Source organism: Flavobacterium silvaticum, from assembly GCF_012911565.1.
GTDB classification, from domain to species: Bacteria; Bacteroidota; Bacteroidia; order Flavobacteriales; family Flavobacteriaceae; genus Flavobacterium; species Flavobacterium silvaticum.
Genome location: NZ_JAAMPU010000107.1, coordinates 227434 through 249919, shown reverse-complemented (window position 1 = coordinate 249919; position 22486 = coordinate 227434). Strand labels below are relative to the sequence as shown.

At 43.6% G+C, this 22486-nt stretch carries 23 protein-coding genes; 21 read left to right on the top strand and 2 right to left on the bottom strand.

Going from position 1 to position 22486, the window contains the following annotated elements:
* Window positions 1-99: 99 nt before the first annotated feature.
* Together G6047_RS12910 and G6047_RS12905 are read left to right on the top strand one after the other, a co-directional pair.
* Window positions 100-630 (top strand): RNA polymerase sigma factor, encoded by a 531-nt coding sequence (locus G6047_RS12910; protein ID WP_169528041.1) that lies wholly within the window; start codon window positions 100-102, stop codon window positions 628-630.
* Window positions 630-1415 (top strand): anti-sigma factor, encoded by a 786-nt coding sequence (locus G6047_RS12905; RefSeq protein ID WP_169528040.1) that lies wholly within the window; start codon window positions 630-632, stop codon window positions 1413-1415. Before G6047_RS12910 ends, G6047_RS12905 begins: the two co-directional genes overlap by 1 nt.
* 53 nt (window positions 1416-1468) lie before the next feature.
* On the opposite strand, the gene G6047_RS12900 is transcribed toward G6047_RS12905, so the two are convergent.
* The gene (locus G6047_RS12900) at window positions 1469-1888 is read right to left on the bottom strand and encodes a response regulator (RefSeq protein ID WP_169528039.1); all 420 of its coding nucleotides are present in this window, start codon (window positions 1886-1888) and stop codon (window positions 1469-1471) included.
* 127 nt (window positions 1889-2015) lie between these two features.
* On the bottom strand, window positions 2016-5189 hold the full coding sequence (gene ccsA / locus G6047_RS12895; protein WP_169528038.1) for a cytochrome c biogenesis protein CcsA: 3174 nt from the start codon (window positions 5187-5189) through the stop codon (window positions 2016-2018).
* Between the two features lie 114 nt (window positions 5190-5303).
* Here ccsA and G6047_RS12890 point away from each other — a divergent pair, with 114 nt between their 5' ends.
* The 19 genes from G6047_RS12890 (at window position 5304) to G6047_RS12800 (ending at window position 22412) form a co-directional block, all read left to right on the top strand.
* Entirely contained in the window at window positions 5304-6647 is a 1344-nt protein-coding gene (locus G6047_RS12890) for a sensor histidine kinase (protein ID WP_169528037.1), read from the top strand.
* 65 nt (window positions 6648-6712) lie between these two features.
* Window positions 6713-7336 (top strand): response regulator transcription factor, encoded by a 624-nt coding sequence (locus G6047_RS12885; RefSeq protein ID WP_169528036.1) that lies wholly within the window; start codon window positions 6713-6715, stop codon window positions 7334-7336.
* A 72-nt stretch (window positions 7337-7408) separates the two neighbouring features.
* Window positions 7409-8596, top strand: a complete 1188-nt coding sequence (locus G6047_RS12880; RefSeq protein WP_169528035.1) for a hypothetical protein — start codon at window positions 7409-7411, stop codon at window positions 8594-8596.
* Window positions 8597-8655: 59 nt separating this feature from the next.
* Entirely contained in the window at window positions 8656-9402 is a 747-nt protein-coding gene (locus G6047_RS12875) for a Rossmann-like and DUF2520 domain-containing protein (protein WP_169528034.1), read from the top strand.
* A complete protein-coding gene (locus tag G6047_RS12870; RefSeq protein WP_169528033.1) occupies window positions 9395-9925 on the top strand; it encodes a KdsC family phosphatase in 531 nt (176 codons plus the stop codon). The genes G6047_RS12875 and G6047_RS12870 overlap by 8 nt, the downstream gene beginning before the upstream one ends.
* A 77-nt stretch (window positions 9926-10002) precedes the next feature.
* Window positions 10003-10926, top strand: coding sequence for a geranylgeranylglycerol-phosphate geranylgeranyltransferase (locus G6047_RS12865; protein ID WP_169528032.1), 924 nt, complete (start codon window positions 10003-10005; stop codon window positions 10924-10926).
* Window positions 10916-11500, top strand: coding sequence for a Maf family nucleotide pyrophosphatase (locus G6047_RS12860; protein WP_169528031.1), 585 nt, complete (start codon window positions 10916-10918; stop codon window positions 11498-11500). Before G6047_RS12865 ends, G6047_RS12860 begins: the two co-directional genes overlap by 11 nt.
* Window positions 11500-12030 carry a mechanosensitive ion channel domain-containing protein gene (locus tag G6047_RS12855; RefSeq protein ID WP_211165440.1) on the top strand — a complete coding sequence of 177 codons (531 nt, stop codon included), beginning with the start codon at window positions 11500-11502 and terminating at the stop codon, window positions 12028-12030. Before G6047_RS12860 ends, G6047_RS12855 begins: the two co-directional genes overlap by 1 nt.
* 109 nt (window positions 12031-12139) lie before the next feature.
* Window positions 12140-13342 (top strand): AI-2E family transporter, encoded by a 1203-nt coding sequence (locus tag G6047_RS12850; RefSeq protein WP_169528030.1) that lies wholly within the window; start codon window positions 12140-12142, stop codon window positions 13340-13342.
* Window positions 13326-14156 carry an MlaE family ABC transporter permease gene (locus G6047_RS12845; RefSeq protein ID WP_235946544.1) on the top strand — a complete coding sequence of 277 codons (831 nt, stop codon included), beginning with the start codon at window positions 13326-13328 and terminating at the stop codon, window positions 14154-14156. Before G6047_RS12850 ends, G6047_RS12845 begins: the two co-directional genes overlap by 17 nt.
* On the top strand, window positions 14153-14941 hold the full coding sequence (locus tag G6047_RS12840) for an ABC transporter ATP-binding protein (RefSeq protein ID WP_169528029.1): 789 nt from the start codon (window positions 14153-14155) through the stop codon (window positions 14939-14941). The genes G6047_RS12845 and G6047_RS12840 overlap by 4 nt, the downstream gene beginning before the upstream one ends.
* On the top strand, window positions 14934-15695 hold the full coding sequence (locus tag G6047_RS12835; RefSeq protein ID WP_169528028.1) for an MlaD family protein: 762 nt from the start codon (window positions 14934-14936) through the stop codon (window positions 15693-15695). The genes G6047_RS12840 and G6047_RS12835 overlap by 8 nt, the downstream gene beginning before the upstream one ends.
* Window positions 15696-15789: 94 nt before the next feature.
* Complete coding sequence (locus G6047_RS12830) at window positions 15790-16023, top strand: YtxH domain-containing protein (RefSeq protein ID WP_169528027.1); 234 nt, start codon at window positions 15790-15792, stop codon at window positions 16021-16023.
* A 21-nt stretch (window positions 16024-16044) separates the two neighbouring features.
* A complete protein-coding gene (locus tag G6047_RS12825) occupies window positions 16045-16413 on the top strand; it encodes a phage holin family protein (RefSeq protein ID WP_169528026.1) in 369 nt (122 codons plus the stop codon).
* Window positions 16394-16783, top strand: a complete 390-nt coding sequence (locus G6047_RS12820; RefSeq protein ID WP_169528025.1) for a hypothetical protein — start codon at window positions 16394-16396, stop codon at window positions 16781-16783. The genes G6047_RS12825 and G6047_RS12820 overlap by 20 nt, the downstream gene beginning before the upstream one ends.
* A gap of 71 nt (window positions 16784-16854) precedes the next feature.
* The gene (locus tag G6047_RS12815; RefSeq protein ID WP_169528024.1) at window positions 16855-18651 is read left to right on the top strand and encodes a BamA/TamA family outer membrane protein; all 1797 of its coding nucleotides are present in this window, start codon (window positions 16855-16857) and stop codon (window positions 18649-18651) included.
* A gap of 216 nt (window positions 18652-18867) precedes the next feature.
* Window positions 18868-19284, top strand: coding sequence for a hypothetical protein (locus G6047_RS12810; protein WP_169528023.1), 417 nt, complete (start codon window positions 18868-18870; stop codon window positions 19282-19284).
* A gap of 166 nt (window positions 19285-19450) precedes the next feature.
* The gene (locus G6047_RS12805; protein WP_169528022.1) at window positions 19451-19819 is read left to right on the top strand and encodes a hypothetical protein; all 369 of its coding nucleotides are present in this window, start codon (window positions 19451-19453) and stop codon (window positions 19817-19819) included.
* 94 nt (window positions 19820-19913) lie between these two features.
* Window positions 19914-22412: a PIG-L family deacetylase gene (locus G6047_RS12800; protein ID WP_169528021.1), complete on the top strand. Its 2499-nt coding sequence runs from the start codon at window positions 19914-19916 to the stop codon at window positions 22410-22412.
* Window positions 22413-22486: the final 74 nt, after the last annotated feature.

Below are 22486 nucleotides of genomic sequence, written 5' to 3'. Positions count from 1 at the left end.
AAGTCCGGAGGTTATGGATAAATTATATCTTATTTGGCATTTGATGCAACGCAATCGTATTCTTAAAAAGGTTATATTTGAGTATAAACCACTTACCTAATGACGCAGGATCAACTCATCGTACTGATCAACAACAAAGACGAAAAGGCATTTACGCATATCTATAATATGTATTCGAAGAGCCTTTTCAGCGTAATAAGCAATTTGATCCGTGATACGGAAGAAGCCGAAGACGTACTTCAGGAAAGCTTTGTCAAAATATGGAAAAACATACATACTTACGACACCGGAAAAGGGCGTTTCTATACCTGGATCCTGAATATCGCACGTAATTCGGCCATAGATAAGCTAAGGTCGAAAGGTTATGGCAACAGCAAAAAAAACCTCGATGCCGAAAATTTCGTAAGTCTGATTGAAGAACCAAACAAACTCAATTATAAAATCGATGCTATCGGTTTACGTGAATTCGTGAACAAGCTGAAGCCCAAATGCGTACAGTTGATCAACCTGTTGTTTTTTCAGGGGTATACCCAACAGGAAGCATCTGACGAATTGGAGATTCCGCTGGGCACCGTAAAGACGCAGAACCGAAGTTGTATCAATGACCTTAGAAAATTCCTAAAAGTGTGATGGAAACGAATGAATACATAGATTCAGGGATTCTTGAATTGTACGTTTACGGCCTTCTCAATGAGGATGAGAACCGTGAAATAGATGAGCTTGCCAAATCAAATGCGCAGGTTGAGAAAGAAATTGTGGAGATTGAGAATGCCGTACTCCAACTCTCGAGCAGCTTCTCCCCTTTCCTGTCTCCTGAAAACTTCCTGAAAATAAAGGAACGCATCGGTTTACGTCACGGGGTTATCCCTATCCAAAGAAAATCAAGTATTTCCTGGCTAGGTTGGGCTGCTGCGGTTATATTGCTACTTGGTGGTGGATATTCATTTATGGAATGGCAAAGTGCCGAAGACCGTGCCGTTGTCATGGAATCTGATAAAAACAAACTTCAGGAAACCGTAGTCGATATGGAAATCCGGAACAAACAGACCGAAACGGTTTTGGGTGTGATGCGTGATCCTGCCAATAAAATGGTTGCACTTGCGGGGCAGGCGGCTTCACCTACATCTGCTGCAAAAGTATTTTACAACCAGAAAAGTGGAGCTGTTTATGTTGACGCATCGGGATTGCCGGAACCGCCAAAAGGAATGGTTTATCAGGTCTGGGCATTGAAAATGAATCCGCTTACGCCAACCAGCATTGGTCTTATGGATAATTTCAACACAGATAAATTACGCATGTTTGCCATGGATGCCGCATCTGGTGCAGAAGGTTTCGGCATTACACTTGAACCGGCCGGCGGAAGCAAATCACCTACAATGGAACAATTATATACCCTTGGCCTTGTCAACAGTTAACACATAATGATACTGGATAAAAAATGGGCTGATTATTAAAATCAGCCCGTTTTTTATAAAGTAGGTTCATACAGGAAGTTTTCGACGGTCACCTTCCTTTTTTTCCAGTCTGTCGTCAGGGCATATTTGAGGGCGCATCTGAGCTTTTTATAAGAGTTGGGTTTGACTATAAACAGATTCGCGCCCAATTGCTGGCTTTCGAGAATATAGTGATGATTATTAGCTGTAGAAAGCATTATAACCGGAAGGTCGTTCCACTTGTCTGATTGGCGGATAATTTCCAATGCATGTAATCCGGTTTGGACGGGCATATTGATATCGAGGAACAATATGGCCACATCCGGTGGCGGATTTTTCATTTGATGGATCAAATCCCTAATATTGGTAAAAGCCAAAACTTCCCTTCCAAGATCTTCAATCACCTGTTTGAAGGTTTCCAAATCGTCCGGATCATCTTCTGCATAGAAAATCATGATAATTTGTTTTCTATGAAATTAATTCCGGAATTGGATTTTGTCTTTACAGATTATAAATCTGAAATTATAATATTCGCATATTGAGAATATTTTAAAAATAAAATTCTCGATATGGGGATTTTTATTATTTGTCAATATTTTTGTTTTGACGATATCGAAGCCAAGATCCCAATCCTAAGGTGCCTACTATTGCTAAAGACCAATATATAAAAGCCGGCGTCACAACTTTATCTCCACTTGCGTAGGAATGTTTTCCGCTCAGGTAAAAATTCACTCCGAAAAACGTCATCAGGATAGAATAATAAGCCAGGACACTTACAAAATTGAACAACCATTTGCTACGCATTCCGGGAACCAGGCGCATATGAATCACAAAAGCATAGACCATTATGGATACCAATGCCCATGTTTCTTTCGGATCCCAACCCCAATAACGGCCCCAACTTTCGTTGGCCCATTGACCGCCGAGGAAATTCCCTATGGTCAGCATAACCAATCCGATCGTCAGTGTCATTTCATTGATGTAAGTAAGTTCCTGCAGATGGAGCTCCATTTTTTTGCGGTTATTCTTATTGATAAACAACATCAATATCAAACTTACGGCACCAAGAACCATCCCAAGGGTGAAAGGCCCATAACTTCCAACAATAACGGCCACGTGTATCATGAGCCAATACGAATCCAACACCGGCTGAAGGTTCGCGATTGCCGGATCCATCCAGTTCCAGTGCGCAATCATCAGGATCATTGATGCGACCAATGTCCCGGAAGCTACGGTCAATGCTGACTTACGGCCAAAAATCAACGTCATTATCATAGTCGCCCATCCAACATATATCATAGCTTCATAAGCATCACTCCAGGGTGCGTGGCCGGAAATGTAAGATCTTGCAACCAACCCGACGCTATGGAAGATGAACAGCAGAATGGTAACTCCGTGGAAAAAACCGATGATATATTTCAGCCATTTTTTTTCAAGGAAAATATTGACGATGGTTAAAAAGAGCATCAGAATACCTGTGGTCATGTACAAATAGAACAATCGTTTGAACACGTCGTATTTGTTGTACAGGATTTCAGAATCCACGCGTTCATCGCTCGGCATGACTGCTTTTCCATATCGGTGCTGGTATTTTGAAATTCCCGACAGATAAAAATCGGCACCTTTATAATCGCCCGTCGTTTCGGCCTGGTATAGTGAATTGAGGTATATCGGAAGGATATTTTTGGTAAAGACCGAATCCTGTCCTTTCAAGCCTGCTTCATTCAATTGGAGATAAGAAACCCATTTGTTGTTTTCGCTTCCGGGAATCGGGAATAATCTCAGGATACTTCCGAATAAGGCGGAATTCATCAGGTTGACGCGTCTGTCCGTATCGATAAAATCCTGCTGGAACTTATCCGGAACCGACGCACGATAGGCATCATCAAGATAAGGCGACAATTTATAATTGCCCTGGGCATCGAAAAAGGATATGAACGAAGCGTATTTTTCCTCCGGACCAATGCCGATGATTTTTCGCAGCCTTTCGTTTCCACGCGCCAGATAGATTATCGGAATATTGAGCCAGGCTGTACGGAATTGGGTCATCGACAGAAAAACCTGATCTGAATTGAGTCCCTTGTATTCGTCTGATTTTGAAACTTTGCGCAGCAATTCAGATGAAAACGTGTTGACAGGCTTCATCCGTCCGCCTTCATCCTGAATGATAAGTCGCCCGAATTTGGCTGCGTGTGCTTCTGAAACCTTATATTTATTAAGAAGTGAATCGATTTCTTTGGCAGATAACGGTTTTTCACCTGACTCTTCATGTTCATGTTGCGCCTGAAGCCCTAAACTCAGCAGCAGCAAAATGATTGTCGTTCCAGGTTTAGCCTTCTTTTTCCGGACCGCATCGAGTTTTCGCCCGATTTCACCAAAACGCGACCCTTTGGTGAATAAAATCGCCAGAAGTCCAGCAAACAGAAAGAAGTATCCGACGTACGTAATCCACGTTCCCCAAAAATCGTGGTTCACGGAAAGTATCGTTCCTTTTTCATCCGGATCGAAAGATGCCTGGAAGAATCGATAACCTTTGTGGTCGAGTACGTGATTCATGTAGATTCTGGTGTCGAATTTATCGGCTCCGTCCGTGACCGTAACCTGGCTTTCATAAGCCGAATAGCTTTTTTCAGTCCCCGGATATTTAGAAGCGATGAAGTCGTTGAGCTTTATGGTGAATGGTAATTGGTAGCCTTTGCTTCCGTAAGATAATGTAAAATCAAGGTCGTTGAGTTTGATGGCAAGTGGAGCGCCGACACGGCCGCGTGAACCTGTAAGCGTGACTTCCTGTTTCTTCCCGCCTGATTCCACTTCTAGGATCAAGGCGTCTTCCGATTGTTTGTCCTTGAGTTTTCCATTCGAACGGAACGACATTTCGCCTTTCACAGGCGCAACCGGAAATACGAACCTCGCCTCACCTACCGTATACAACGACCGGAACATCAATGGCTGGACGCTGTCTTTTTTGACCGAGCCCTGCATCTTATCCGCCATTCGCATAAATTGTCCGTCAAAAGGCATCTGGACTGTCGGCTGGTTTCCCACCGTGGAAATATTGATGGCTCCGGGAGTGAATTTGTTCAGTGAATACAGCAGGTTGTGGATGTTCGTAACCTCGCCTTCCTTGAGGTAATGTTCATGTCGCTCCCCATCACCGGCTTCGACCATTTTGAGATAGGTGCTTCCGTTTGGTTTTGGGATGATGGTATCGGTAGCGCCCATGATGTACTTTTTATACCGGATTGAAAAATCCTTTTTGTCAAAGTTGTTGCTCAACGTGAATGAATTATCAGCTACAGGTGAAAGCAACAATTTTTTCTCAAACACGCGTCTGGCCATTGCCGGCTTATTTTTGCCGTCGTCGTGCATGCCGTCGACCATGACGGAAAGGAATATGCTTTCTGAATAAAACGTGTTTTCAGTCGCGCCTTCACGTATCGGCATCATGCCTTCATAGGAAATGTATCTGGTAATGAATGCCCCAACGATGATAAGGATAAAAGCCAGGTGCAGCAATAACGTAGACCATTTTTCCTTACTCCAAAGCCTGTATCGTTTGATGTTGCCGATGAAGTTGACCATGAACATAAACATGATTCCTTCAAACCACCAGGTATTGTAGACCCAGATTCGGGCTGTATCTGTATTATAATCGTTTTCAATGAAGGTTCCGGCTGCCATGGCCACTGCAAAAACGATAAAGAGGACTGCCATCAGGCGCGTGGAAAAAAGCGCCGATACTATTTTTTTTAACATGAAGAGAATATTGCTGGTGAAAACCAAGTGCAAAAGTAAGCAAATTAGACATTTTAAACCGTCCGATTTTGCTGTATTCATCAGAGGTTATTTACAATTCGCTATTTTAGTGGCATGCATGAAATTGTTGTCCCGTCTTTGTTGTCCGTCCTGATACTTGGGGCGATTGTCATGGCGTTCCTGTATCATTTGGTACTTTATTGGTTTAGCCGCGACAGATTACTCATACACTATATGCTTTACCTGGGTGCGACAGCCTTTTTTGCCCTTGTCCGAAGTGGCTTGCTGCAATCATTTGTCAGTAAGGAATTCGACGATTATATGCTGTCGTACCTCAATGAGCCGGCCCAGATCATCTACCTGTCGCTTTATTTTAATTTTATCCTTCAGTCTATAGAAGTGACGAAATCGCCCGATAGTTTCCTGTTCCGATCTTGGGTTTTCATTATGGCGACGCTTCTTATTTACGCCATCGGATTTTTTGTACTGAGGTCAATCTATTATTTCAAAACCTATCCGATCGCCTTTATGGGCATCCGGATCTTTATTTTTGTATTGACTGCAGTAATGCTGTATCAGTGCTTCAAACTAAGGCATATCACCTTTCAATTATTCATTTTACTCGGAAGTGCCTGTTATTTTATTTTCGGGCTCATCTCTTTCATCGCCAACATTTACCTGAGTCCGGATATGTGGATTTATCCGCCGGAATGGATGATTCTTGGGAGTTTCGTAGACATCGTGTTTTTTTCGATAGCACTTAGTTATCGCTTCAAAAACAGTTGGGAAACAATAAATAACGACAGATTACAGGCGGCCAACGAACTGCTTGTCGTCCAGAACGAATTGCTTGAGAAACAATTATTACTCGAAAATGAAAGGCGCCGCATCGCCGCGGATATGCACGATGATCTGGGAAGCGGACTGACCAAAATAGCCTATCTGAGCCAGCCGTTTGCCAGGAATGAAGGCGACCAATCGGTGTGGTTCAAGATCAACCGGACGGCATCCGGGCTTGTGGAAAGCCTGAGTGAGATTATCTGGGCGATGAAGGAAGACAACAATTCGCTTCAGGACCTGATCGCCTATATCAAAACCTACACGGCCGAATATCTCGAAACCAATAATCTTGACTTTGAAATCCGGACACCAGAATCTGTCCCGGCAAAAATGATCAATGGCGAATGGAGACGGCATATTTTCCTTTCGGCCAAGGAAGCCTTGCATAATGTGGTGAAACACGCTTCGGCATCGAATGTTTCGCTGCGGATTTCAGTAGATGACAACTTATCGATTATAATCAAAGACAACGGTATCGGTTTTCCGGAGACGATCAGAAAAGCCGGTAATGGTCTGGTAAATATGGAAAAACGCATGTCTGCCGTAAACGGGCGTATGTCAGTCCATTCGGACAAAGGTTCCGAAATCGTTTTCGAAATACCTTTGGATTTGAAATAAATCGTACTTTCGGTTCATTGCACAATAAGCCATCTTCTGTTTTATTTGTAAAAAATACCACTTACATGATTGGAGTTTGCATCATAGAAGACATTACCGATATCCGCGAAGGGCTAAAAGCAGTGATAGAAGCCGATGATAGGCTTAAATTGCTCGGGTGTTTTGAAGATGGCGAATCGGCTCTGGATCAAATCCCAATCATCCAGCCGGAAGTGGTCATTACAGATATCAATCTTCCCGGAAAATCAGGCGTGTATTGTGTCGGCAAACTTAAACCCGAATTTCCGTCGATCCAATTCATGATGTTTACTATCTATGAAGACAACGAACAGGTATTCGAAGCACTTAAAGCCGGTGCCAGCGGATACATTCTTAAAAATACGGCTCCAAATAAAATAGCCGACGCCGTTTGTGAACTCTTTGAAGGCGGAAGCCCGATGTCTCCAACCATCGCCAGGAAAGTGCTCGGGAGTTTCAACGCAGTTCCGAATTCTAATTTAGGAAACATACTTTCACCACGCGAACAGGAAGTGCTCGAATTACTCAGCAAAGGCTTTTTATACAAGGAAATCGCCGACAGGTTATTTATTTCGCTGAGTACCGTAAAACGTCATTTGAATCATATCTACACCAAGCTTCAGGTGCAGAACAAGACTGAAGCCGTCAACAAATTGTACGGAAAAGCGTAAATGCTAATGATACAAACGGTTGATTGATTGCTCTTTAGCCTAGGTCTACTTTTATGGAAACAAAAGTAGCTTATGAACCTTCGCCTCTATTCCTCTCTTTTTCTGCTGATTCCGCTCTTAAATTTTGCCCAGGTCGGAATCGGGACTGTCACTCCGGATGCTTCATCAGCTTTGCAAATTGATTCTTCCAATTCCGGATTATTGCCACCAAGGGTAAATCTGGGCTCTGTGACCAATGCGGTTGTTCCGATAAACACACCGGCGACAGGTTTGCTGGTTTACAATACCAACGCCGCTGTTACAGGCGGATCTGGTGCCGGATATTATTTTTGGAACGGAAGCCAATGGACAAAACTTTCGGTCGGTTCCGACAATTACTGGGAGAAGAACGGAAGCTACCTGTATCCGTCGACACTTTCCGACAATGTTGGTATTGGCACAACGACACCAAATGCACCGCTTCAATTCGCCAATACCACCGTAAATCGCAAAATCGTTATGTATGAAGGCGGGAACAATGACAACCAGTATTATGGTTTTGGTGTGAATGGACAGACCTTGCGCTACCAGACCGACAACCTTGGTGCAAACCATGTTTTTTTTGCGGCTTCTTCGGCTACTTCTTCCAACGAACTCATGCGCATACAGGGAAACGGCAATGTGGGAATCGGGACGAACAATCCGACCCAAAAACTCGACGTTTCGGGCAAAATCCGTATCAATGACGGAACACAGGCTGTCGGGCGCGTGCTTTCAAGCGATGTTAACGGGGTCGGAACCTGGGTCAACAATACCGCTATTACACCGGCCCAACAAGGTGTTTTTACAGGGCCAGGTGCTTCATTCGGAACCGGAACGCCATCAGGCAGCCAAACGGCAAGCTATTATTGTAATGCCTATATTACTTTGCCGCCGGGAAAATGGATGGTTTTTGGGACCTATCTGCTCAATGGCAGTACCATACTTGCCAATGGCGCGAGCGTTTTCATCCGGTCGACGCTCAGCGATTCACCGACAATAAATTCTTCAAGCCCGGATATTGTGTCGGGGGGATTGATTTCCGGCATACTTTCCGGCCCGAACGAATTCGGCATCGCTAACGGCCAGACTGTAGTCAACAATACCAGCGGAGCCAACAAAACCTATTATATGTGGGCGAACCTGACCAAATATGGAACCACCCCGACTACGTTCAACATCAACGGCCTTGGAAGCAGTTTTTGGGGCGAGAACCAGCTGACGGCCATTCCTACGAATTAGTCTTGCTTTTTGCATCATTTCATTCGGAGGGAACTAAGTGAAATTAGTATTTTAGCCGAATGATATCAGTTTCGATCATCGGTTACGGAAATGTGGGCCAGCAATTGGCGCATAGCTTTCATTCATCTGAAAATGCCAATCTTGTCCAGGTTTACAATCGGTCGCAAATCCTTCCGTCTTCATTGCCATCGGAACTGTTCATAAATGATCTGGGGCAACTTAAGCCTGCGGACATTTATATCATTTCGGTTTCAGACAGATCTGTGGTTGAAATCGCTTCAAAACTTCCTTTTACTGACAGACTCGTGGTACATACCGCCGGAAGCCTTGTGTTCGATGCGTTGCCTGACACCAACAGACGCGGGGTATTTTATCCGTTGCAGACGTTTTCAAGATCGAAATCAGTCGACTTCAGCGGCCTTCCTGTTTTTGTGGAAGCTGAAAATGAAGCAGATATCGCACTATTGGAATCTGCGGCCAAAGCACTAAAAGCAAGGGTTTTTGAAATCGATACGAACCAGCGCAAGGCACTTCATGTATCGGCTGTATTCGCCTGCAATTTTTCAAATCATATGTACAAAATAGCGGATGATATCTGCAAAGCCAACAATATTCCGTTCGATGCATTGCATCCGCTGATTTTGGAAACGGCACAGAAAATCATGAGCCTCTCGCCCTCCGAAGCCCAGACAGGTCCGGCAATCCGTCGCGATGAACCCACTATTTCGGCCCATCTGGATTTTATAAACGATGCTTCAAAAAAAGAGCTATACGAACTTTTAACCCGCTCCATTCAAAATGGCTGACACCAATTACAAGGAATTACTCAATCACATCACAACTTTTATTTTTGACATTGACGGCGTACTGACCGATAGTTCGGTACACGTAACAACCGAAGGCGAAATGTTGCGTATCATGAACATCCGCGACGGTTACGCCATGAAAGCAGCTGTGGATAACGGGTATCGCATTTGCATCATCTCCGGCGGAACCAATGAAGGCGTTCGCGTACGTTTGCAGAATCTGGGCATACAGGAAGTCTATCTGGGATCTTTCAATAAAATCGAAGTCCTTGATATGCTGCTTGACAAATACAATATAACCGCAGAAGAAGTGTTGTATATGGGCGATGATATTCCGGATTATTGGGTAATGAAAAAAGTCGGGCTTCCGGCTTGCCCACAGGATGCGGTTCCCGAGATAAAATCGGTCAGCAAATATATTTCCCATAAAAATGGAGGCCGCGGTGCCGTTCGCGATGTTATTGAACAGGTGATGAAAGTTCAGGGAAAATGGATGCTGTCTTTTGATGCGAAGTTTGATTGAAGTCCGGAAGATCGGAAGTTCAAAAGACGGGAAGAAAAGCCTTTATATCCACGAAATAAAAATTAAAACTGATTGCCTTGAAATTCCTAAAGCTTATCCGCTACCAAAACCTTATCCTAATTGCCCTGATGCAACTGCTATTGCATTTTGTCTTTCTGGAACAACAAACCATTACGCTCGGTCTTCGCGGCTGGCAGTTTTTATTGCTGGTACTTTCATGCGTGTGCATCGCCGCTGGCGGTTATGTGATCAACAATATCTTTGACGTGGAATCAGATATGGAAAATAAGCCGAAAGACGTTGTTGTAGGGCGCGGCATTTCTGAATCGACTGCCTACAACATTTATTTTGGACTGACCGTAACCGGGGTTTTGCTTGGATTTTACATTTCGAATGAAATTTCAAAACCGGGCTTTGCTTCTATTTTCATTATCGTCGCGTCACTGTTGTACATGTATGCGAATTCATACAAGCGGTATTTGTTGGTTGGGAATTTCATCGTTTCCCTATTGCTTGCCTTTAGTGTGCTTATCGTAGGGTTATATGACTTGCTCCCGACACTTTATTATGACAACCGGATCATGATGGCAACAACATTTGGCGTATTGCTCGACTTCTCATTGTTTGCATTCCTGTTGAACCTGCTGCGCGAAATAGTTAAAGATACAGAAGATGTAAATGGAGACTACAACTTAGGAATGAATACCTTGCCAATTGCCATTGGGGTTAACAGGGCGGCGAAAATCTCTTTTGGTTTGGGAATCGTATTGGTCATCCTGTTAGGGTGGTATTTATATTCCTATTTGTTTGGATTGGTCTATGTCGTGGTTTATTCACTCGTTTTCTTGATTGCGCCACTGGTATTTTTCTGTGTCAGGATCTGGCAGGCCGAAAAACAAAAAGACTTTTACCAATGCGGCCAATTGCTTAAATGGATTTTGGTTTTTGGCATTTTACTCATTGGTGTCATCTCCCTAAACATGAAAATCAATGCAGGCTGAAATTTTCAAGGATAAAAAAATAATCCTCGCTTCGGGTTCACCCAGACGACAGCAGTTTTTGCGTGACCTTGGACTTGATTTTGAAATCCGGCTCAAAGAGATCGAAGAAGTCTATCCGCCGAATCTCAAAGCAGCTGAAATAACGGATTATCTCGCCGTTTTGAAAGCTTCGGCATTTGCAGATGAGTTGAAGGATGATGAAACCCTGGTGACAAGCGACACTATTGTATGGCATAACGGGCATGCGCTCGGAAAGCCTGCAGGTTATGATGATGCTTTTAAGATGCTACGGGAATTATCAGATTCGACGCACGAGGTTTTTACATCGGTTTGCCTCACTAAAATCGATTTCCAACTGGTTTTCAACGATGCCACGAAGGTTACTTTTTCCCACCTGACAGATGAAGCCATCGCTTTTTACCTTGAAACCTGCAAGCCGTTTGATAAAGCAGGATCGTATGGTATTCAGGACTGGCTAGGTTTGACGGCAATTTCTCGCATAGAGGGATCATATACCAATGTGGTAGGTCTTCCGACTGAAAAGTTTTACAAGAACCTAATTTCTTTTGTGTGATGATTGCATTTTTGAACGACCACAGACACGAATTGATCAGTACATTGGTCATGATTGTCATCATCATAACCTTACGGATGCTGGCGAAAGAAGCAATCCAAAGGTTTTCGCGTGACAGTGATGTTCTCGAACACAGAAGCAATCTTGTTCTTCGTCATGTAAGTGCTTTGCTGGTGTTTATTTGTTTGGTCGCCCTTGTCATTATCTGGGGTGTGGAAACCAAAAGCATCATTGGGACGCTTTCGGCTGTCATTACCGTTATTGGTGTGGCTTTTTTTGCCCAATGGTCTATACTGAGTAATATTACATCGGGCGTTTTATTGCTTTTTAATTTTCCGTTCAGGATTGGCGATATCATCCGGATACACGACAAAGATTTTCCTATAGAGGCCGAAATAGAAGACATCAGAACGTTCCATGTTCTGCTCCGGACCCAACAAGGTGAAATCATCACGTATCCCAACAACCTCCTGCTCCAAAAGGGAGTCACCATCGTCAAAGTCTACAGCGACGATACTTACGGGGAATAATTTAATATGAAAATACTGTAATTTTTACGGACAGCATTGTAAGAGCTCCCATTTCCTAATTGATGAATTTCGCTATGTTGGTATTTTCCGACAAGCTAAACAATCATTTATGGCCGGATATTACGATATGCCTTTTCCGTTGCGCACAGCCAGTATTTTAATCATACTTGTGCTTTCGTTAGGATTGATTTACATCGCTCAGGGAATATTGGTCCCAATTGGAATGGCTTTGTTGTTTGCCATACTGCTGCGTCCGATTGCGCGGTTTTTACGGCTGAAGCTGAAATTTCCACACGCCATAGCTTCTGTATTTGCCGTTGCATTTATGATCCTGATTGTCGTGGCCATTTTTCTGTTTATCTCTTATCAGGTTGCCGATATGGCAAACGACTGGGATAAAATAAAACATAACATCTCAATACATATCGCGAATCTTCAGGAAGCCATACACGACCAGTTCAACCTGTCAAAAGGCGAACAGCAAAAGATGCTTAATGATGCCACAAAAGATTCGATGCAAACGGGGAAAGAGATCGTAAGTTCAACGCTTCTTTCTGTTTCAGATATGTTGCTGAGCCTGGTGCTGATTCCAATCTACACTTTCCTGTTCCTTCTTTACCGGACCCATTTCATGAAATTCCTGGCCAAATTGGTTACAAAGCCACATCAGCCGGTTCTGGAAGATATTATGATCAAAATCAAAGGATCGGTCCAAAGTTATATTATCGGATTGATGATAGAAATGATTGCGGTTTCTGTGTTGACGAGTGCCGGTTTTATGATTATCGGTCTGGAATACGCCATATTGCTCGGATGCATTACGGGTTTGTTGAACCTCATTCCTTACATCGGGATTACGATTGCCGGTGTTCTTTCGATAGTCGCATCACTTTCTACCAATACCGATTTCTCACTTATTTTCGGCGTCATCATAGTCAATGTCGTCGTCCAGTTGATCGATAACAATTTATTGGTTCCCATGATTGTCAGTTCCAAGGTAGAGATCAATGCCTTTGTCTCGATTGTCGGAATCATTATTGGTGGCGCTCTTGCCGGAGTTGCCGGAATGTTCCTCGCGATTCCGTTTTTTGCCATACTCAAAGTAATTTTCGATCACTTCAAGCCGCTTGAACCCTGGGGTTATTTATTTGGGGACGATTTGCCCAAGAATTACCAATGGAACCGGATCAGCCTGACACGTTACGGATACGATGAAGAATCGGCACACACAACCGCGGTATTGCCATCTGAAAATCCAACACTGGAATACACCAAAACCACAACCGAAGAAACCAATGAGCAGCGTTCGTAAAATAAGAGGTTACGCCAGCAAGCAGTCCATCGCGGTTCATGACAATACCATGGAACAAGGAAGATTCATGCGCAAATTTCTCGTCAGTGTGGCCGATGTGTCGCTGTTTTTGGGGCGTGTATTCCGCAATTTTTTTGCAAGAGGCTTCGAATTCCGGGAATTCCTGCGGCAATGTTTCGAGATCGGAAATAAATCCTTTACGCTTATATCGGTCACGGGACTTATAATCGGGCTGGTCTTGACCATTCAATCGCGTCCGGTATTGGTAAATTTCGGTGCCGAAGGCTTATTGCCAGGAATGGTTGCCGTATCACTCATTCGTGAAATGGGGCCAGTCATCACCGCTTTGATCTGTGCCGGGAAAATTGGTTCGAGCATGGGTGCCGAATTAGGTTCGATGCGGGTTACGGAACAAATCGATGCCATGGAAGTTTCTTCTGTCAATCCGGTCAGATTCCTCATTGTACCACGCGTTTTAGCCGCCACATTGATGATTCCGCTTTTGGCACTTTATGCGGATGGCTTGGGGTTGATTGGAAGCTGGTTGGGCGCGAACATCAAAGGTTCAATTAGTTGGACGCTTTTTATTTCACAGGCATTTGCTTCCGTAAGTTTCATGGATTTTATACCGGCCGTACTCAAATCGTTCTTTTTCGGAACGGTAATCGGGTTGGTCGGATGCTATAAAGGATACAATGCAGGCCGTGGAACCGAAAGTGTCGGGATTGCAGCAAATTCGGCCGTCGTGACCGCATCGTTCCTTGTGATACTTGTGGATTTGGTTGCCGTCCAAATAACAGACCTGATCCGATGAAAACACCTAAATCAAATAAAGAAATCGTAGAAATCCGTGACCTTGAAATTGGTTTTGGCGGAAATCCGGTGCTTCAGGGTGTCGATCTGGATGTATATGAAAAAGAGAATCTGGTCGTTCTCGGAAAATCCGGAACTGGAAAATCGGTGTTGATCAAATGCATGGTCAAACTTCTTAAGCCACAATCGGGCAAGATAAAAATATTTGACCAGGAAATCACCGACCTCAAAGAAAAGGAACTCAACGATGTTAGAAAACGAATCGGTTTCCTGTTTCAAAGTGCGGCATTATACGATTCGATGACCGTTCGTGAAAACCTTGAATTTCCGTTAAGACGAATCTTTCCGGAAATGAAAAATGACGAAATCGGGAAGAAAGTCATACAGGCACTTGAAAACGTGGGATTGCCGGAAGCCATCGACAAAATGCCATCGGAACTTTCAGGCGGGATGCGAAAACGGATCGGGCTCGCGAGAACCATCATCGTAGATCCGGAAATCATTTTATATGATGAGCCGACGACTGGTTTGGATCCGGTGACATCGGTCGAAATCAGCGAACTTATCCGCGATCTGCAAAAGAAGCTTAATACGGCGGCCATCATTATCACCCACGATATTCCGTGTGTCCGCATAACCGCCGACCGCATTGTAATGCTCAAAGAAGGAAAAGTCTATAAAGAAGGAAGCCTTGATGAATTTGAAGATTCAGATGATGATTACATACGTTCCTTCTTTGCCGATTCAAAAAGAAAAACTGACAAAAAAACCAAAAGCCATGACTGAGAAAAGCAATAATTATAAAGTGAGATTGGGGTTGTTCATCACAGCCGGGATCGCGTTATTCTTCCTGGCGATATTTTTCATCGGAAGACAAAAGAACCTGTTCGATCCGCGTTTCCAGGTTTTCGCCTATTTTAAGAACGTAAGCGGATTGCAGGTTGGAAATACCGTACGGTTTTCAGGAATCAACGTGGGAACAGTGGAAGGAATCATCATCAAGAATGATACGACGGTGCGTGTGGAAATGCTGATCAAGAAAGATGTGCAGAAATTTATCCGGACAGATTCCGAAGCGTCGATTGGTTCCGAAGGGATTATTGGGAACCGTATAATCACCATTTCAAGCGGTGCGCCCACTTCGCCGGTAATCAAGGAGCGTCAGTTACTCGCATCGAACGAACCGACGGAAACCGATGCTATCATCGAAAGCCTTTCGGTTACTGCCGACAATGCAGCGGTTGCAACCGGTGAAATATCTGAAATGCTTACGAATATCAATTCCGGACGCGGTACTTTAGGCCGATTGATACGCGATACGACCATGGCGGGAAATATCGACAAGACTATTGTCAACCTTCGGACAAGTACCAAAAAGCTGGATCAGAACATGGAGGCTGCCAAACATAATTTCCTGCTCCGAGGTTATTTCAGGAAACAGGAAAAAGCCAAAAAAGAAAAAGAAGAAAAGGCCAGGGAAGCTGCAGAAGAAGCCGCTGAGAAAAAAGAAAAAGAAAAATCTGACAAGAAGAAAAAGTAATATCGTATCTTAATCCTATAAAACTCTCCCATTATATTACTAAGTGGGATAGGAATCATTGCTTAACTTTCCATTAGTTTTTAAAACCAATAGTATGAGCACCGGAAAAATTTTACTTAGTACGTTGATAGGAATCGCAGTAGGAGCCGCAGTGGGTGTTTTGATCGCACCGGACAAAGGATCTGAAACGCGCCGCAAATTACGCGATAACGGCGGCGATTACCTCAAAAACCTCAAAGACAAATACAATTCGTCGATTGACGCGATGACCTCAAAACTGGACGAAATAGAACGCGAAAGCCAGCGTGAAGCCCAGGAAGCTGAATAGACCGGATCAAACAAAATTGCCATGCAGGATAAAATCGAAATAGTAAAAGACCTGGCACAGAAAGCCGAGGAATTTGCCAAAACCAACATCGAGCTTTATAAATTAAAGGCCATCGATAAAGGGACGGACGTATTTTCATCGGTAGCTTCGGCAATAATCATCAGCCTGATTTTTGTGTTTTTCGTGACCATGATTTCGTTTGGGATCGCGTTGTGGATTGGCGAATCTTTAGGTCATTTATATTATGGTTTCCTGATTGTTGCCGGATTTTATCTTCTCATTGGAATCATATTGATTGTTACCAAGGAATCATTCCTCGAAAACTTCCTTAACGACTACATAGTTCGTCTCATTTTTAAAGAAAAAGACAATGAAGGGGCTCAAAAATAACGAAGAACTCCAATTAGCTATCATGGAACTCACGGTCAAGCGCAACCGTGAACGTGACGCACTTATTCAACAATGGAATGAGGTGAAAGTGGAATTCACCCCAGCGAATTTATTGAAAGACGGTGTCAAGGATGCGTTCTCGAATTCCGACATAAAATCCGGATTATTGAAAAGTCTATTAAGCCTGGGGGCCGGATTTCTTACGCGAAACCTGATTATGGGTTCGACGCCGGGTTTGGTAGGAAAAGTTGTGGGAACATTGGCTCAGACCGGTGCCACAAGTTTAGCCTATAAAAGCACCGATAAACTCAAGGAAAAAGGTGCCCCTATCCTATCCAAATTCTTAAAGAAATTAAAAATCGGAGAGTAATACATCTCTTTTATATAAATTCCGGCCAGACTTTATTTGATTCTATGTTGCTGAAACGGCCGTTTATTTTTTTGTTACTGATACTGAATGTGTTATCTGTTTATGGGCAGGAAAACACAAAGACAGCCCAGGATTCAGCCGCGATGTACAAAAGGATACAATCGTATTCGGAAAAACGCCGGTTCACCAAATTCGTCCACGGACTTATCTTTGAGCCGTTGACTCCTAAAAAGCTGCAGAAAAAAAAGCAGGAAGATGCCATCCGCTTTTCTGCATTCCAGGGAAAAATCATCCGCAAAATAAATATAACCACACTCGATCCTTTTGGTTTTTCCGAAAGGGATTCAACCCGATTTCCACAAAAGCCGCTTTCCAAGTTCGGGAACCGGATGCACCTCAAAACCAAGCAGCTTACCATCTGGAACCTTATATTGCTGAGGCGGAAACAACCTTTGGATTCATTGCTTGTGAAGGAATCGGAACGATTGATACGTGCACAGCGGTTCGTAAGGCGCGTCATTATTCGTCCGATACCTACTCCTTATAAAGATTCGGTAGACATTGACATTAGGGAATTGGATTCCTGGAGTTTGGTCCCTGATGCAGCTTTGTCCGGTACAAAGGCGAGCTACGAACTTACCGAGCGTAATTTTCTAGGAATCGGCCATCAGGTCTACCAAAGATACCAACAGGATTTTGGCGAAGGAAGAAGTGCTTACAGCGTTAACTATACGGTTCCTAACATATTGAATACCTATATCCGGACCGATATAAAATACAACATCGATTTGTATGGCCAATATCGCAAAAGCATAGGTGTTGAGCGTCCGTTTTTCTCTCCTTATGCACGTTGGGGCGCCGGTGCCTATATTGATCAATGGTTTCGGCGGGACAGCGTTCCGGATACGCAAGGACTTCGTGAATACCAATCGTTCAAATCGAATGCATCTGATTTCTGGGCAGGACATTCCATTCAATTGTTCAAAGGCGATTCAGAAAGCGAGCGGACAACAAACCTGATTACATCGGCCCGTTATTATAATTTGAATTACATCGATCGTCCGTTGCCACAATACGATCAGGCCAGGTTTTATACCGATGAGAAAAATTACCTCATTGGCCTTGGAATTTCTTCGCGTCAGTTTATCCAGGATCATTATTTATTCAATTATGGAATCATCGAAGATGTACCTATTGGTCGTGTCTTTGGCCTGGTTGGCGGATTGCAATATAAAAATCAGGGCCAACAGACCTACGCAGGATTAAAGATGTCCGAAGGCCGGTACACCAACATTGGCTATCTCGCCTATGATGTTGAAGTCGGCTCATTTTTCAGGGATGGCATTTCCAATCGAAGCGCCCTTGTGGTACAGGCAGACTATTTTACGCCTTTGCTCGAAACCGGAAAATGGAAGTTCCGGCAATTCCTTAAAGGCCGGATGGTCGTGGGAAACCGCAGGCAGGATTCATGGGGAGACGAACTGACGCTTTTGGGGGAGGATGGCATACCGGGATTTAGGAGCACCGGGTTTTACGGAACCAAGAAATGGCTTGTCACAACCCAGACACAGTCTTTTTCACCCTGGGATCTGCTGGGATTTCGCTTGAATCCTTTTTTCAGGTATTCTATCGGGATGCTGGGTGATGCCGAGCATGGTTTTTCCAAAAGCAAGGCCTATTCGCAAATTGGTGTTGGCCTTATCATAAGTAACGATTACCTGGTTTTCAGTTCGTTCCAGCTATCGTTTGCCTATTATCCTTCTTTGCCGGAACAAGCCGGGATGTATTCCACCAATGCCTTCAGTACGGAGGATTTTGGACTCATGAGTTTTGAATTTGCGAAGCCTGAATTCGTCGATTATAAATAAAGTGGTGAAGTCACACGAATCCAGTTAATTTGAATTATTCTCAAGACTTAGGTGTAATTCGATAAAACCGACTGAAGATTTACACGATTTTCCTCCCGATTTACGCAATTATTTGTTCAACTGTAAACCGTATAATTTGCGGGGTGAAAAGGTGTAATAATCTGGCATCATTGTCGGCGTTACTTTGTCCTATAAGAAATTATAAAGACAAAAACTATGAAAACCTTGACACTCCTTCTCACAGCTATAGCCTTTTCAACTTTACAGATATCGGCTCAACCATACGTAACCAATGAGCAAACCAAAACAGATTTGGCTAGTGTGGCTTCTGAAAACGAATTGATCAATGTTCGTTATTTTTACTACCCGAATCTTCAGGCTTATTTTGACAGGACTACTTCTACTTATCTATACACAAGAAACGGTCAGGATTGGATCGAATCTTCAAACCTGCCGAACGGATTGCGCGGTTACTCGATGAGCAACGGAAAACGTGTCCCAATAACAGATTACGATGGAGATGAACCATATGAAAAACTCGAAGCGCACAAAAAAGCGTTTCCGGCAAATTACTCTACAAAAAAACCATTGCCGACTAAAGAATCAGATAATAAGATACTTGCTTCCAATTAATAACGATCTTGTAGATTTTAGAAACAGCTTTAGGGCTGTTTTTTTATTTTCTAAAATTATATTTGAATGAAATTACTTTCAAAATATAACGATTTAGTGTATTTTGTCGATTTTTTATGCTTTTTATCGAATACTCTATACCTTTACCACATCAAAATGCAACAGTATGAAAACAGTAAAAGTAATGCTCGTCCTGTTTTTGGTTCTTTCTGGTTTTGAAGGGTTTACCCAGAATGCCGATGAAAAGATAAAATTTGATCCTGAAACCAATTGTAAAATAAGGTATTATTATTACCCAAACCTCGAGGCATATTTCGATATGGAGAAAAATACCTTTACTTACAAAGTAAACGGGAAGTGGACTACCACTGCTTCAATCCCAAGCGGATACCGTGGTTATTCCCTTTTTAACAAATCGAATGTGGCGATAAATGATTATGACGATGACAATCCTGTCCAGTTTTTGGACCAACACCGAAAAAAGTATCCCTATACAAACCTGAAGCGCATGAAAATGACCGCTTCATTGCACTGACCCGATTTTGCCCCAAATCTTATGTGCTTAACCAAAGAGTGTCCCATACGGGCACTCTTTTTTGTATTTTTGGAATCCGATGTACTTTCCAAACATGCACAAGCACTTTTATATCCCCGTCTTCTTACTCTTATTCGTAGTTTCGGTTCAAAGCCAACCTGCAAAACCGAATTCGGCCGAAATCCATTCCCGCATACAGAAGCTCAACTTCTTAGGTTCGGTTTTATATATCGCCGCTCATCCCGATGACGAAAACACACGTCTCATTACGTGGTTAGCCAACGACAAAAAAGCACGTACCGCCTATCTTTCGCTGACCCGCGGCGATGGCGGACAAAACCTCATAGGCCCGCAACTTCGCGAACTTTTAGGCGTGATCCGGACACAGGAATTGCTCGAAGCCCGTAAAATCGATGGCGGTATCCAATATTTTTCACGGGCCAACGACTTTGGCTATTCGAAGAATCCCGATGAAACATTAGCCATCTGGAACAAAGATGAAGTGCTTCAGGACATAGTTAAGGTAATCCGGGAATTCAGGCCAGATGTCATCATCAACCGCTTCGATGCGCGTACGCCCGGAAGCACGCATGGCCACCATACATCATCAGCAATCCTCAGCCTTGAGGCATTTGACCTTGCCGGTAAAGAATCTTCATTTCCGCAATTGATGAAGCTACCTGCATGGCAACCGAAACGTCTGTACATGAATACATCCTGGTGGTTTTACGGCAGCAAAGAAAAGTTCGATAAGGCCGATAAAACAAATCTGATCAAAATTTCAACAGGAACATTTTACCCGGAATTCGGAAAGTCGAATCAGGAAATCGCGGCATTGAGCAGAAGCAGCCACAAATCACAAGGCTTTGGAAGTTCCGGTGTACGTGGACAGGACGAGGAGTATCTCGAATTCCTAAAAGGTGAAAAATCCAACGGATCCACAGATTTATTCTACGGCATCGACACAAGCTGGAATCGGGTGGCCGGCGGAAAAGCCATCGGTGAGCTGATAGAAAAGATAGAAAAACAATACGATTATTCGCATCCGGAGAAAAGCGTCACCGATTTGGTGAAGGCCTACAATATGATTTCTGCAATAAAAGATGAGTATTGGAAAACGATAAAACTATCGGAAGTAAAAGAAATCATCGCCGCCTGCACCGGATTGTTCCTTGAAGCGGTTTCTATGACCGGGCAAGCATCTCCGGGTGATTTGGTAACAGTCAAAGCGGAAGCCATCAACAGAAGCAGTGTGCCGATGCAATTAAAATCAATAACCACAACTCCGGCAAGCGAAGGCCCTACTCCTGCTCCGCTGGATGCCAATACAGATAAATCAATCGATCTGAAACTCACGATTCCTGCTGATTTTTCTTTTACGCAACCGTATTGGCTTGTGAAACAAGGAACGGTCGGGATGTATAAAGTCGATGATGCGTCGCTGATAGGGAAACCCGAAAGCCCACGTCAGGCAAAGGCTGTATTTACAGTCGACATACTTGGGACATCGCTTGATTTTGAGAGGCAAATCGTTTACAAATTCAACGATGATGTAAAAGGAGAAGTCTACACACCTTTTGACATTGTACCTCAGGTTACCATTTCGCTGTCTGACAGGAATATGTTCTTTTCTTCAAACGAACCACGCACCTTCCATGTCAAAGTCGTGGGTGAGAAAGTACCTGCCAAGGGAAAGTTGATGCTTTCTGCAGGCAAAGACTGGAAAATTTCTCCATCGGCAATAGATTTTTCAATTGACAAAAAAGACGGAATAGCCGATTTCAGCTTTACGGTAACCCCGCCCCCATCAGCATCTGAATCGACATTGGATTGTGTTGCCATAATCGGGAACGATACGCTTCGGGCTGACAAAATCACCATCGATTATCCACACATCAAAAGGCAATTGGTTTTCAAGGAATCGAAAGCCAGACTGATCAAACCGGAGATTGTCATCGGAAACCAAAAAATCGCTTATATCATGGGCGCCGGAGATGAAGTCCCTGATTGCCTGCGTCAGATGGGTTACGCCGTGACTTTGATTGCACCGGAAGAAATTTCGGCTCCGCGACTCAAACAATTTAATGTGGTCATCACCGGAATCCGGGCCTACAATACTATAAAGGAACTGGCATTGCATCAGGCCGAATTACTGGATTTTGTCAACAATGGCGGAACCATGATTGTCCAATATAACACGCTTGATGACCTCGTTGCACCCGATATGTCTCCGTATAAGCTCAAATTATCGCGTGACCGTGTGACACGTGAAGACTGCGAGGTGAAATTTATCGACCCGAAAAACCCAATCCTCAATTATCCGAACAAAATCACCGAAAAAGATTTCAACGGCTGGGTCCAGGAACGCGGATTGTATTTTCCAAACGAATGGGACAGCGCTTTCAAACCCGTCATTTCCATGAAAGACACTGGCGAATCTGCCAAAGAAAGTTCTATCCTGGTGGCCAGTTACGGCAAAGGGACATACATTTATACCGGACTAAGTTTCTTTCGCGAATTGCCGGAAGGCGTGACCGGTGCCTATCGTTTAATGGCCAACCTCATATCGGCCTCAAACTCAAAGAATCCATGAGGGACAACAATGCTTCCGGTTGGAAAAAAAGCTATACTTGGGTGTTGCTGTCCAATTTGTGCTACATACTGATT